Raw genomic sequence first — 13098 nt, forward strand, 5'->3', positions numbered from 1 at the left:
AGGTGCTCCGGAAGGCGACCGGGAGTCCGTGGCTGCCCGCTCATGCGTCAGCCTTCGCTTCCAGACCGGCGAAGCCGATCTCTCGTGTCCACGCCGGCTCGCACTTCCGGATGCCGCGCAGGTCGCCATGGTTTTCGCGGGGCCACCTCAGGAGCGGGCCCTTCCGGAGGCTCTCGCCCAAGCGGGCGACGATCTGTCGCGCCTGCGATTGCTCCCATCCGGGGTGCGATGCGCAATTGCGGACGTAGTGCCGGCGCGCCGCCTCGACCTGCAGCGCCACCGTGGGCTGCAGGAGATAGCTCAGCGCGACTTCCATGATCGGCTGCCATCGGTATGTCGAACGGGGCGGGTTCGTGGCCTCCGCCAGGCTCACCGCGTCGAGGTTCGCGTCGCTGAGCTCGCGGCCGATTCCGTCCGCGACATGCGTCACGCACTGCGACCCGGTCGGCATCGGCTTGGCCGGGTCGGGGCTGAGTCCCAGGATCATCAGGGCAGAAACAAGCAGATCGATCGTGTCGTCTGAAACGAGTGCTGCAGCCATAGTCTCACTCCCTACTAGTTAGTATCTCTGACAGTTACTAACTGTATCACCGGTGAGAGACGTCGACAATGGTCGGCGGCAGCCGTCTCGGGTCGCCTCGACCTCAAGCTCCCCGCAGCTCGCGGCGGCGGATGAATCGCTAGCCTGAACGCAAGCGCACGACATAGTCGTTGGATTGAAGAGGGGGATTCATGGCCGGCTTGATCGACTTCGCCAAGAACATCGGGCAGGAGGCTCTGACTCGGGTGCGAGGCGTCGCAGCCGAACACACCGATCAGGCATTCGAGGACGGGTTCAACACGGCCGCCAACATCTGCGTGCAACTGGTCACGGATGCTTCCGCCGAGCTCACCACCAAGATGAGCAGCACTTCGCTGTCAGATCGAGAACAAGCGCAGCTCGCGCAGCTGACAAGGCTCAAAGGAGAGATGGAGCAGGCGCTCTACGCATACTGGGAGAAGGCGGCCACCGAGCAGCCATCCTCCTCCAGTCGCTAATCCCGGCCGAGGGCAAGGCTTGCGATGAGAGTCGCAACGGGATCAATAGGCTGTCCGTTGTGTCCCGAATCACCCAGCTGCTCAAACACGTCGAGCAACTCAACCCCCAGCTGGCAGCCGACCTCACACGCGAGTACACCGCACTGAGCGGCCGCCGCGCGTTCGGTCTCAACTTCGAGCGGCACACTCCAGAGACGGTCGAACTGCCCGGCCGCCCTGTTCGCGTCAACGACAAGGTGCGATTCTTGCCTGCCCGCGGCGACGCACCTTCCACCGTCGACGATCGTCTGTGGAGGGTGAGAAGCATCGCCCTCGAAGAAGCAACCAAGACGGCGACGCTCGTCGCCTCGATCGAAGACTCCACGCCTGCTCCGACAGATGTGGAGCTCGAGGTCGTGACCCGGAACATCGACGACCTCGTCGTCGTCGCCGAGTTCCGGGATCCCATCTACCCGGGCCTTGTGTCAACAGGGCGAGTAGAGCGCGGCGGAGACAAGCCGTTCCACACCGTCATCAACGCCGAGAACTTCCACGCACTGCAAACGCTGCAGTACACCCACGCAGGACGGGTCGATGTGATCTACATCGACCCGCCCTACAACACCGGCGCCAAGGACTGGAAGTACAACAACGACTACGTCGACGGCGAAGACATCTACCGCCACTCGAAATGGCTAGCTTTCATCGAGCGCCGCCTGAACGTCGCCAAGCGGCTGCTAAACCCAGACAATTCTGTCCTCATCGTCACCATCGATGAGAAGGAGTACTTGCGGCTCGGGCTGCTCCTCGAGCAGGTATTTCCGGAAGCACGAATCACCATGGTGACGTCGTCAATCAATGGTGCGGGATCCACCCGGAGCGGAACCTTCAACCGATCCGCCGAGTACCTGTATTTCGTTCAGTTCGGAAGCTCCGCTCCCTCACCTTTGCCCCTGGGCAGCGAGTGGAACCCAGTCGTGACACGCAACAAGAACGACATCCGATGGAACCTGCTGATGCGCTCCGGAACACAACCCTTCCGCACGACACATCCCAACCTGTTCTATCCAGTGAATGTGGTCGACACCCCACAAGGACCCATCTTTCATTCCGTCGGCGAGCCGTACTACGGAGACGGCTGGCAAACCCAACCCGCCCCAGAGGGCGCCGTAGCGGTGTGGCCCATCCGACAGGACGGTCGGGAAGGCCGCTGGCAGATCAGTCCCGCGGCTCTCCGAGAACTGATAGCTCAAGGTCATGCACGGTTGGGCAAGTGGAACGCCGAACGAACAACTCCCTATTACCTCAAGCTCGGGGAGCGCAAGAAGGTCACCGAAGGCACCTTCAAGGTGCTCGGACGTAGGGCCGACGGCTCAGTCATTACCGACAGCTCCGACTACGAGGCACGATTCGTGCCTACCGATGTGTGGCGAATCTCATCTCATGACGCCGGCAACAGCGGGTCGCGATTGCTGGCCGCACTTCTCCCCGACAGAAAGTTCCCCTATCCCAAGGCGCTCTATGCGGTCGAGGATGCGCTCAGATTCTTCGTCGCTGACAACCCGGACGCGACGATAGTCGACTTCTTCGCTGGCTCCGGAACGACCGCGCACGCAGTGATGCGACTGAATCGACAGGACGGCGGACGTCGACAGTCGATCAGTATCACCAACAACGAAGTGAGTGCTGACGAGCAGAAGCGACTGCGTGCAGACCGTCTACGGCCCGGCGATCAGGAATGGGAGCGCTGGGGTATCTGCGACTACATCACCAAGCCGCGACTCGAGGCGGCGATCTTGGGAAGAACGCCGGCAGGCGAGCCGATCAAGGGAGACTACAAGTTCGTCGACGAGTTTCCGATGCTCGACGGCTTCGACGAAAACCTCGAGGTGTTCACCCTCACATACGAGTCACCACGGATGGTTTCTCACAACAGAGCGTTCTCGGCGATTGCTCCACTTCTGTGGCTGAGGGCGGGAGCTCGTGGGCCGCGTATTGACGCCGAAGAAGAGGATTTCGCGATCGCCGAGACGTACGGGGTGCTGTTCGACGTGGACTCCTCGAGGGCGTTCAAGGAGCAGTTGGCCGCGGCGCCATCGGCACGCGTGGCCTACATCGTCACCGACGATGACAGATCGTTCCAGATGGTCTGCGCAGGCCTCCCGGAGCACATAGAGCCAGTCCGGCTATACGAGTCCTATCTGACCAACTTCACGATCAACGTCGGGGGAGAGAGCCGGTGAAGTTCACCCTCAAGGACTATCAGGCCGATGCGGTAGCGGACGTGCTGGCCAATCTCATCGACGCGCGCGAGGACTATCACCGGCCACGGCCGCGGCTGTCGGCGTTCTCGCTGTCTGCTGTCACCGGTGCTGGCAAGACCGTCATGGCGGCCGCGGTCATCGAAGCGCTGTTCGCCGGCAACGACGACTTCAACTTCGCACCCGACCCGGGCGCCGTGGTGCTGTGGTTCACCAGCGACCCGTCACTGAACGAGCAGACCCGTCATCGCATCCTGCAGGCTACCGAGGAGATCCCGTACTCACGACTCGTCGCGATCGGCAACACGTTCGCCGGAGATCGCCTCGAACCCGGGCACGTCTACTTCCTCAATTCTCAGAAGCTTGCTGCCCGATCACTCCTTGTGCGCGGAGGCACGCTCGCCGACGCCGAGAACATGTTGATCGCTCCAGACCGCCGGGCCAACACTTTCTGGGATGTCCTGCGCAACACGATCGAAGATCCCGCCCTCACGCTGTACGTGATCCTCGACGAGGCACACCGGGGGATGAAGCGCCCCAATCGCAATGAACGGGCAGAGAAGTCAACGATCGTTCGTCAGCTCGTCAACGGCGAAGCTGGCGCCCCTCCGGTACCGGTCGTGCTCGGCATCAGCGCAACGGTCGAGCGGTTCAACCAGGCGATGGCCGACTCGTCCGGACGAACTCTGCTTCCAAACGTCGTGGTCGACCCCGCCCGAGTGCAGGAGTCTGGACTCCTCAAGGACGACATCCGTCTCGACTTCCCCGCAGAGACCGGCACCTTCGACACCGTGCTGCTTCGCCGCGGCGTACGCAGAGTGAAGGAATCCACCCAGCACTGGGCCGACTACCACCGCGCACAGGAGACCATGGAGGATCCCGTCATTCCCCTCCTGGTGGTGCAGGTGCCCAACACCCCCAGCGACCAGATGCTGCTCGATGCGCTCCAGGCGATCGCCGACGAGTGGCCGGAGCTCGGCGATGCGAACATCGCACACGTCTTCGGCGAGCACACCGACCTGGTCATCGGTGGTCGCGTCATTGGCTACATCAGCCCCGAGCACGTGCAACAGCGCACCGCCATCCGCGTCCTGCTCGCGAAGGACGCGATCTCGACGGGCTGGGACTGCCCGCGCGCCGAGGTGCTCGTCTCCTACCGCCCAGCCCAGGACGACACGCACATCACCCAGCTGCTCGGCCGGATGGTGCGAACACCGCTGGCCCGACGCATCCCCGGAGACGATCGCCTCAACTCGGTGGAGTGCATCCTCCCATTCTTCGAACGGTCCACCGCCCGAAAGGTCGTCGAGCTGCTCCTCGGCGTCGCCTCCTCCGACGGCGATGACGACGACCTCGACGCCGGCGGTGGCTCCGGCGGCGGTGACGGTCGACGAGTGCTCCTGGGACCGATCGACATGCACGTCAACGCCACCATCCCGGTAGAGGTTTGGAACGCGTTCGATCAGCTCCCGTCCGAGACGCTCCCTCGGAAGGGCGCTCGACCCACCTCACGGCTCTCGGGACTGGCCCAGGCTCTCGCATACGACCGCCTTGTGCCGAATGCCACCAAGCTCGCCCACACCGAGCTGCTGGCGGTGCTCGACGGTCTCGCGGCCCGCTACGCCGACATCGTCGACGAGGCACGCCAAGATGTTCGCACCGTCGACGGAGAAACCATCATCGCGTCCATCGCAAACCGGACGTTCATCGTCGACTCGACCTTCACCGAACTCGCCGACGACCGCACGGTCGACGCCGAATATCGCGCCGCCGGCCGAGTCCTCGGCAAAGACATCGCAGCCCGATACGCCGAGCGCATCGCAGACCGTGACGGCAACGACGACGCCTTCTTCGCAGCACATCTCCAAGTCGCCGCGCTCGCCAAAGTGCCGACCGTGGCGGACGAGCTCAACCGCGCTGCGACTGCACTCGCGGAACGATGGCTTGCCGAGTACCGGATCCCCATCAAGGGCCTCTCCGACGAGAGACAGGCCGTTTACGCCGAGCTCATCGCAATGACGGGCACGCCGCAGCCGATCTCCGTCCTCCGGCCCAAGGTACGTACGGAGTCGACTATCACCGAAGACGGCAATCCAGTTGCCACGCGCACCCACCACCTCATGTCGGACGAGCACGGCGCGTTCCCCATCGGTTCGCTCGGCAGCTGGGAGATCGACGTGCTCGATCGCGAGCTGCCCCACAGCGCCGCCTGGTACCGAAACCCGGGAAGAGCTGCCGACGACGCGCTCGCGATCGCCTACGTGGACGGCAAGGGTGCGTGGCGCCGGTTGTTCCCAGACTTCATCTTCTTCGCCGACGTCGGTGGGAGCGTTCGGCCCTCTATCGTCGATCCGCACGGGTTCCATCTCGCCGACGCGTTGCCGAAGCTTCGTGGTCTGGCACGGTTCGCCGTCGAGCATGGCGCCGCGTTCCACCGCATCGAAGCGGTCGCGAAGGTCGACGACACGCTGCGGGTGCTTGACCTCACGCAGCAGAACGTTCGAGATGCGATCGGAGCGGCAAGCGACGCCGAGGCTCTCTACCGGAGCGGGGCGGCCAGCAACTACTGATCACCGCCGAATAGAAGAAGACGCCCGGTGGGTGAAGCGGGAGATGGGAAGGAGCACTTGTCAGAGATACTGCTTCTCAACCGCCGCACCGCAACCGGGCGTCTCAGAGGAGATTACTCCACCCTGGCGACACGCGTACAGGCGGCCCGCGATTCGTGGCAGACAGGGGGCCACATTCGCCTGCGGATCTGCGCGTGTGCGCCCTCGAGGGGGAACCGATAGTCCACTCCTCGTGAGCGCCTGAAGAACAGTCAGGGACCCCGATGCTCTTCAGATAGCGTGGGGCCGTGCCGAAGACTGTCGCCTTGTCCGCGCCCATCGCGGCTAACGAGTCCTGACCGCTCCATGCCCGATTTTCAGCCAGACGCTATTGCCGCGTCGATAGAGCAACTTTCGCCATCTACGCTCGAGCGATCCGGCGCGCTCTTCTATTCGGGGTCGAGCGCTTTTCAAGGTCACCGTGACCTATACATCTTGGGCTTGAATCCCGGTGGGTCGCCCGTTTCCCAAGCGAGTGAGACGGTCGCACGCAGCGTTCACGATTGGAAGCGGCGTGCGGCGCCCTGGTCCGCGTATCTCGACGATTCCTGGCAGGGCAAACCCCCTGGGACGCACGGGCTGCAACCACGCATGCGGCACGTGTTCGACCGACTGGGGCTTGACCTCCGCGATGTGCCGGCCAGCAACGTCGTGTTCGTCCGGTCGACGAGCGAGGAGGCGCTTGGTCGTGAAAAGGAGGCGCTGCTGAAGCAGTGCTGGGTGGTTCATGACGCGGTTCTTCAATCGCTGGGGATTGGCACTGTTCTTTGCCTCGGTGGCACTGCTGGACGTTGGACTCGGGAGGCGATCGGCGCCGACCGATTGATCGACCGGTTTCGGGAACAGAACGCCCGAGCATGGACCAGCGAGGCGCACGTCGCGGCCGACGGCCGTGCTGTCGTAACCGTGACCCATCCCGGCCGCGCTGACTGGCGAAATCCTGCCGCCGACCCCACGCCACTGATCCGCGCGGTACTTGCCCGAGCGTGACATCGCTTCCGCCATGTCTGCGGACTTGCATTCGCCCGGCCTCATGACGGAGATCTATATCAGGCGCAGCTGGCGAGCGTCGTAGTGAGCGCGCGCCGGTCTTCGAGGGTCAGCTCCAGCTGGTAGTTGGTGGCGACGAGAACCATCCGTGCGACGTAGACGCAGCGGTAGCTGACGTTCGGAGGCATCCATTCGGGCCCGCTGTCACCGGGTGAGTCCCATAGCGTGGTGTCACTTCCCGCGGGGTCCTCGTCGTCGTAGACGATGACGGGCCACCGTGGGATACCCAGTTGTTTCCGCCAAGAAGCAAAGAAGTGGATCCCACGATGACCCAGAACCAGTCTGCCTTGACGACCCTGATCGGCGAAGTCCTCGCCGACCCCGACCTCGCCCACTCGGACGTGTTCCGCCGGATGCTGCAGGCCGGCCTGCAAGACCTGATCAACGCGGAAGCGACCGTGAAGATCGGCGCGGCCCCGCACGAGCGGTCTCCTGAGCGGACGACCCGCCGCAACGGAGTGCGCCCGAAGACGCTCGCGACCCCGGCCGGGGAGGTGGACCTTCAGATCCCGAAGCTGCGGGAGGGGTCGTTCTTCCCGTCGTTGCTGCACCCGCGTCGCCGGGTCGACAAAGCCCTCTACGCGGTCATCTGCCAGGCCTGGATCGACGGAGTCTCGACCAGGAAGGTCGACCAGCTGGTCCGTGCGCTCGGCAACGACACCGGCATCTCGAGGTCGACCGTGTCGCGGATCTGCGGGGAGATCGACGAGGCGGTGCAGGAGTTCCTGCACCGCCGGATCGATCACACCTGCTTCCCTTACCTGGTCCTCGACGCCACCTACCTCGACGTCCGCCACCGCGGCCGGGTCGTCTCCCAAGCCCTCGTCGTGGCCACCGGAGTCTCCGGCGACGGCAGGAGGGAGATCCTCGGGATGGCGCTCGGGGACGCGGAGACCACCGACTTCTGGACCGAGTTCCTCCGCTCCCTCCGCGACCGGGGACTCAAGGTCGCCACCGACGCCGACCCGCTCGGGGTGACCCTGGTCACCAGCGACGCGCACGCCGGCCTGAAAGCCGCGGTCAAAGCGATCCTGCCCGGATCCGGGTGGCAAAGATGCCGGGTCCATTTCGCTCGCAACGTCACCCAGAAGATCGGCTCGGCCCGCTCCAAGCCCGTCAACGCACTGATCTCCACGATCTTCGCGCAAACCACGACCGAAGCCGTCACCGCGCAATACCAGGCCGTCACCGACAGCCTCCGCGGCTCATTCCCGGAGATCGCGACCATGCTCGAGGCCGCCGAACCCGACCTCACCGCGTTCGCACCGCTGCCCCGCGAGCACTGGCAGAAGGTGTGGTCGAACAACCCCATCGAGCGCCTCAACCGCGAGATCAAACGCCGCGCCGACGTCGTCCAGATCTTCCCTGACCGCGACTCCGTCACCCGCCTCATCGGGGCCGTCCTCCAAGAACAGCACGAGGAATGGTCCTACGGCGAACGCCGCTACTTCTCCGACATCTCCATGCGCAAACTCGTCCATACCCTGCACGATCACACCGAGCAGCCCCGCCCCGAGCGCTACCTCACCGCCTGACCCTCCACCCACCACAGGGAACAACCGGAGTGACACCACACCACGGGACTTGACCCTGTCACCTTTGGACTGGTTGAGCGGGCCGTCGACGGGCGTGAGGTTGAGTGGGTCGTTTGCGAACTGCTGTCTCTTCACCTCGGTCCAGGCGTCCGCTCCGCGTTGCCAGGCTGCTGACAGCGGCCAGAGGTGGTCGATCTGCACCGCTTCGCTCGTGCCTTGACCGCGGGTGAACGCGATTGCGGTGCCGCTGAAGGGATCGGCGAGCGTGCCCGTGAGAACGACACAGTCGTGTGTTCCGGGCTTGAATGTCACCTCCGTCAACCAGATTCGGAGCATGTCGTTGCGGGTGTCACAGCCGTTTCGGTCCACATCCGCCCAGCGCTGGCCGAAGGTGTCACGTTCATACGCGCGGATGAGCACCTCATCGGCGGGCGGCAGTTGGTCGATCTGCTGCTCGATGAGCGAATGGTTGAAGGCGTAGGAGCCGCTCTCACTTTGTGTGGTGTAGCCGGCGTTCACGAGGGGCTGCAGGTCGGGGTCGGGGACGATGCTCTCTGCAGGGGACGCGAACGAGCCGGACGTCAGCCAGATCGCCGCCGTGGCGGCGCAGACGGCGCTGATGGCGGCGATGGCGGTTACGATCCGGCGAGCCATGTCAGGCGGCGAGCTGGCGACCGTTGGGGATGTCGTCGATGAGTTCCTGGAACCCGGTGGCAGCGTCGAGGAGTACCTGTGCATCGTCGGTCATCGCCTGGATGGTCGTGGCGGACTCGGTGACGGCTGCGCGGTTGAGTTTGCTGAGCATGGCGGTGGCGTTGGCCAGCGCGAGCCTGCGGGACTTGTTCAGACGCTTCGCTTCCTGGGCCGGAGTGCCTCGCGTGGTTGCGGTCGGGTTCGCCTGGCGGTGCAGAACCTTCATCACCTGCATTGCTGTCTTGTTCGCCATTTCCCTCAACTCCCTTCGGTATGTATCTCTCTCAGTTACTATTCTACAGGATTGCGGAGGCTGTGGAAAGTTGAGCTTCCCGGCCACGACGAGCGAGTAGCGTGCCGAGATGATCGCGGATGACGGCTTGGTGTCCTCGGACCCGGATTGTCCTGGGTGTGGAACGCGGACGCGTTCATACGGTCGCTGGTGGAGGTGCTGGTGCGGGTTGGTCATCCTGCCGGTCGGGGATGCCGTCCCGGAGCCGCGCGTCGAGATCGGGGCGATTCGCCGCGATCCAGCTACAAACGTCGCTCCATTCGACGCCGGATGGGTATGAGTGGTGAGGGGGCATGGGCGCCGATTTTAGGTGCGGATACCGACGTAAGCGCTGCTCGTCTCTATACCGATCGGCGCTCAGGCCTGGGTGAGTAGCGCTTGCAACCGCGCGCGGAACTCGGCACAAGCCTGGTCGAGAATTGCTGCCCGATGCCGGTCAGCCTCCGGACGGGTCTGGAGCTCGGCGAAGTGCTCACTCAAGACCCGACGGCGTGCGTAGCTGATCGTGTTCGCAGCGGCGTGGGTGGCATCGGTGGCGATCGACGAGATGAATCGCTTGAGTCGTTCGTCAACGTTCAGAGGCGGTAGGTGGAACTCGACACCGGCCAGGTCGTCGAGGATGAGTTGCCGCTGCCGGTCGGTCAACGGCGCGCTGTAGTTCCGTGCAGCGGGAAACGCGGAGATCTCGCCACCGGCGTAGACGGTCAGGTCGACGTGGACCATCTCCCGTTCGGCGCGTCCGATGCGCACGATCGTGAGACGATCACCGGTCTCCGTATCGATGGGGCGCAAACGCCCGCGGGTCTCCCTCGAGGCTGGGGGAGCTTCAATCGAGCGCACGTCACACACTTCCCAGAGGATGCCGGCGGCACGGATGTGGGCGCCGTAGGAGACCGTCCCTGCAGACGCGTGGGCGCCGGTCTCCAGGGGTCCGGTGTCCTGCATCATGGTCAGGCGGCGAGCTCGTGAGCGATCGCGGGCGCTGGTGTCAGGATCTCGGAGATGCGCTGCGCTGCGTCCAGGACGCGTTTGGCTGTCTCGCGCATGACGTCGGCCTCGGCGCGCTCTGCCCACCCCGTGATGTAGCCGGCCGAATAGTCGGCCGAGTCGAGGCCGAGGATGCCCAGTGCGACGTAGGCGGCGGACTCCGCTTCGACCTCGCATGTGCCGCGATGCGCCACGTAGTCGCAATCCTCATCCGTGTGCCCGAGGAGGAAGTGGCAGACCTCGTGGATCATCGTCTTTGCCGACTGGGCGGGAGAGATCGAGTCGGACAGGGCGACGTGCTTGCGTGTGCCTGACGCGTAGCCATTCATCCCTTCGGGCATGCGCTCGCGGCCGACAGTCCACCCCAGACCCGTCATGTAGTCGCTGAGGTCATCGACGATCCCGAGATCGTCGTCCCCGGTGAGCTGCTTCACGGGGTTGTCCGGGGCGCCTGGGTGCCCGGGGATGGGATCGGTCTGAGAGATGTCGAAGACGCTCAACACGGGAAACCAGGTCACGGTTCGTGCTTCGCTGTCAGTGCTCTCATCCTCGGCCGCATCGATGCGCTTCTGGGCGTACCCGAAGATTCGGATTGCCTTGGTGCCGCGGCGCACCTGGCGGCCAAGCTCCTGCCACTTCCGGAAGCCGGCGACCTGGGTGAAGGAGTCGGCGCTGCCCGTGAGACCGGCAGCCTTGAGCGCCTCGAACTGGGCCCAGATGAGGCAGAGGTTGTTGAGCGAGTAGCGGTGGAAACTGCGTGCGTATCGCAGGAACTCGGTCCACTGCTCGGAGTCGCGAAGCTTCTCGACCTGCGCAGTGATCGTCTCGTGCAGTGCTTCAGCGCGAGCCTTGCGCTCTTCGGGGCTGAGCGTCTTTCGAGTAGCCATCGTGCACCATCCTTCTGTATGTATCTCTGACAGTTACTAATATACACCCGACGAGGGACACGCGGAAGATCTCTCCCTAACCCCATTCGCTCCGGCGGCAGGATCCCGACGCGAGTGTCTGCGGGTGGGTGTATTTTGTAACTGACAGAGATACGAAAGGGAGGTAAGCGCGATGCGAGACGTGAAGAACGCTCCTTCAGCCGGCGCGAGCTCGTACCAAGATCCCTACCCCGGTCGAAAGGGCGCCGACCGGATCACCGAAGCATGTGGCGCGTGTGGGGGTACGGGCATCTACAGCGCACCCAGCCGGATCACCTTCTACACCTCGAGCGTCGGTGACGTCACGACCGGATGCTTCGCCTGTGGGGGAGCCGGCACGCGTTCATTCCTCATCTCGTCTGCCCGATCCACCGCACGTCGCCGCGCACGCCTCGCTGACGAAGCCCGAGACGCGCTTGCGCGAATTGTCTCCGCGCAAGCGCGCTTCATGGAGGAGAACGCATCCGCCCACGGCGCGCTCACCCACGCGTACGGTGAACTGCGCGAGGGCGATCCGCTGCGCCGCAGGGCGGGGGATCTCTTGGATGCTGCCGAGACTGCCGGCATCGAAGAGCTCGACTTCGATGTCTGGGGCCTCGAAGCTGAAGCTGTCATCGCCGAGTTGCGTAAGCAGGAGGCTGCCAAGCGCCCCGTTCCCACCGGTCGTGTGCGCCTCGAAGGGGAGATCACCGCTACGAAGTGGGTGGAGAACGCCTACGGCGGCTCGCTCAAGATGCTCGTCACAGGTCCGGGCTGGAAAGTATGGGGCAGCGTGCCGCGTGGGCTTGAGTTCGATGGTCGACCCGCCCGCGGCCACCGCGTGGCGTTTACAGCGACCGTCGAGCGTGGTGACGATGACGAGTCCTTCGGCTTCTTCTCTCGGCCCGCCAAGCCGCAACTGCTCGCTCACCCTGTCGAGGCGTCTGCTGCTGATGCGGAATGACGCTATCTCGCAAGACGCGAGCTCACAATCGCCACCTTGACACATCACCCTAGGAGAGTACCGTTAGTAACGAACCAAGATACTAACAAGGGGAAAGCAACTATGGCGCTGACACTCACGATCACCAGAGAGATCCCGCCGTCTCAGGTGGTCGACCTCTGTGACCTTCTTCGCGGTCCAAGCTCATCCTGGCTAGTTGCCACCGAGTCCGATCTCGACGCGGCGACCGTCTCCATCACTCACTACACCGACGTCGACGAGCCCGAAGGAGAGGTCACTACGACCGTCACCTTCCAAGGAATCCTCGACGCGCTCGCCGCGGCCTATGCGGAGGGACAGCTCTGCTGTGCAGCCGTCATGATCGACGATCTCGGCGCCGGCTGCGCTGACGACGCCGACCACATCTTCCATCGCGTCACGTTCGACGCGCCCATCTACAGCTAGATCTGGAGCAAAGTCATGCACACCACCAAGATCGCCTCGTCGCCGAAGACTGCGGTCATCGCAACAGGCATCGTCCGATCACCCCTCATGCTGACCCGCAGCCTTCCCGGACGAGTAGCTCGGGTGAGCTTCCGCATAGACGGTGAGCACGGCCCGTATAACGTCCACGCGACTGGGCCTCGCGCTGAGATGATCCGTGCTGCCGTCAGCAAGGGTGATCGCGTCACCATCACCGCTCTGTGCGCGACGGTGAGCCATGCGGCCCAGACCGTTCCCGACATCGAGGTGGAGACCATCGAGGTCGTGCACCGCGACCGCTGACCCCTCGACCAGGAGTAAGC

13 protein-coding genes and 1 pseudogene are annotated in these 13098 nt (G+C 64.1%); 8 read left to right on the top strand and 6 right to left on the bottom strand.

The window, feature by feature from the left end:
- Positions 1 to 40: 40 nt before the first annotated feature.
- A complete protein-coding gene (locus tag ACWGUG_RS16925) occupies positions 41 to 541 on the bottom strand; it encodes a hypothetical protein (RefSeq protein ID WP_376127374.1) in 501 nt (166 codons plus the stop codon).
- A 191-nt stretch (positions 542 to 732) separates the two neighbouring features.
- On the opposite strand from ACWGUG_RS16925, the gene ACWGUG_RS16930 reads away from it, so the two are divergent.
- The 4 genes from ACWGUG_RS16930 to ACWGUG_RS16945 all read left to right on the top strand — a co-directional run bounded on the left by ACWGUG_RS16930 (position 733) and on the right by ACWGUG_RS16945 (position 6877).
- Entirely contained in the window at positions 733 to 1038 is a 306-nt protein-coding gene (locus tag ACWGUG_RS16930) for a hypothetical protein (protein ID WP_376127376.1), read from the top strand.
- Between the two features lie 59 nt (positions 1039 to 1097).
- Positions 1098 to 3260 (top strand): site-specific DNA-methyltransferase, encoded by a 2163-nt coding sequence (locus tag ACWGUG_RS16935; RefSeq protein ID WP_376127378.1) that lies wholly within the window; start codon positions 1098 to 1100, stop codon positions 3258 to 3260.
- Positions 3257 to 5848 (top strand): DEAD/DEAH box helicase, encoded by a 2592-nt coding sequence (locus tag ACWGUG_RS16940; protein WP_376127380.1) that lies wholly within the window; start codon positions 3257 to 3259, stop codon positions 5846 to 5848. Before ACWGUG_RS16935 ends, ACWGUG_RS16940 begins: the two co-directional genes overlap by 4 nt.
- Positions 5849 to 6487: 639 nt before the next feature.
- Positions 6488 to 6877 carry a hypothetical protein gene (locus ACWGUG_RS16945; protein WP_376127381.1) on the top strand — a complete coding sequence of 130 codons (390 nt, stop codon included), beginning with the start codon at positions 6488 to 6490 and terminating at the stop codon, positions 6875 to 6877.
- A 59-nt stretch (positions 6878 to 6936) separates the two neighbouring features.
- Here ACWGUG_RS16945 and ACWGUG_RS16950 read toward each other — a convergent pair whose 3' ends face one another.
- Entirely contained in the window at positions 6937 to 7065 is a 129-nt protein-coding gene (locus tag ACWGUG_RS16950; protein ID WP_376127383.1) for a hypothetical protein, read from the bottom strand.
- 138 nt (positions 7066 to 7203) lie between these two features.
- On the opposite strand from ACWGUG_RS16950, the gene ACWGUG_RS16955 reads away from it, so the two are divergent.
- Positions 7204 to 8472: an IS256 family transposase gene (locus ACWGUG_RS16955; protein WP_452325340.1), complete on the top strand. Its 1269-nt coding sequence runs from the start codon at positions 7204 to 7206 to the stop codon at positions 8470 to 8472.
- A gap of 75 nt (positions 8473 to 8547) precedes the next feature.
- Here ACWGUG_RS16955 and ACWGUG_RS16960 read toward each other — a convergent pair.
- The 4 genes and pseudogenes from ACWGUG_RS16960 to ACWGUG_RS16975 form a co-directional block, all read right to left on the bottom strand.
- Positions 8548 to 9210, bottom strand: a pseudogene (locus ACWGUG_RS16960) (HNH endonuclease family protein); the annotation flags it as partial.
- On the bottom strand, positions 9128 to 9418 hold the full coding sequence (locus ACWGUG_RS16965; protein WP_376127385.1) for a hypothetical protein: 291 nt from the start codon (positions 9416 to 9418) through the stop codon (positions 9128 to 9130). The gene ACWGUG_RS16965 and the pseudogene ACWGUG_RS16960, both read right to left, overlap by 83 nt.
- Before the next feature lie 396 nt (positions 9419 to 9814).
- Positions 9815 to 10405, bottom strand: a complete 591-nt coding sequence (locus ACWGUG_RS16970; protein ID WP_376127387.1) for a hypothetical protein — start codon at positions 10403 to 10405, stop codon at positions 9815 to 9817.
- A 2-nt stretch (positions 10406 to 10407) separates the two neighbouring features.
- On the bottom strand, positions 10408 to 11331 hold the full coding sequence (locus ACWGUG_RS16975; protein WP_376127389.1) for an ArdC family protein: 924 nt from the start codon (positions 11329 to 11331) through the stop codon (positions 10408 to 10410).
- Between the two features lie 487 nt (positions 11332 to 11818).
- On the opposite strand from ACWGUG_RS16975, the gene ACWGUG_RS16980 reads away from it, so the two are divergent.
- The 3 genes from ACWGUG_RS16980 (at position 11819) to ACWGUG_RS16990 (ending at position 13078) form a co-directional block, all read left to right on the top strand.
- Positions 11819 to 12313, top strand: coding sequence for a hypothetical protein (locus tag ACWGUG_RS16980; protein ID WP_376127391.1), 495 nt, complete (start codon positions 11819 to 11821; stop codon positions 12311 to 12313).
- A gap of 102 nt (positions 12314 to 12415) precedes the next feature.
- Positions 12416 to 12757, top strand: coding sequence for a hypothetical protein (locus tag ACWGUG_RS16985; protein WP_376127393.1), 342 nt, complete (start codon positions 12416 to 12418; stop codon positions 12755 to 12757).
- A gap of 15 nt (positions 12758 to 12772) precedes the next feature.
- Positions 12773 to 13078, top strand: coding sequence for a hypothetical protein (locus ACWGUG_RS16990; RefSeq protein WP_376127395.1), 306 nt, complete (start codon positions 12773 to 12775; stop codon positions 13076 to 13078).
- The last annotated feature ends 20 nt before the right edge of the window (positions 13079 to 13098 follow it).

The organism is Microbacterium sp. NPDC055455 (assembly GCF_053619935.1).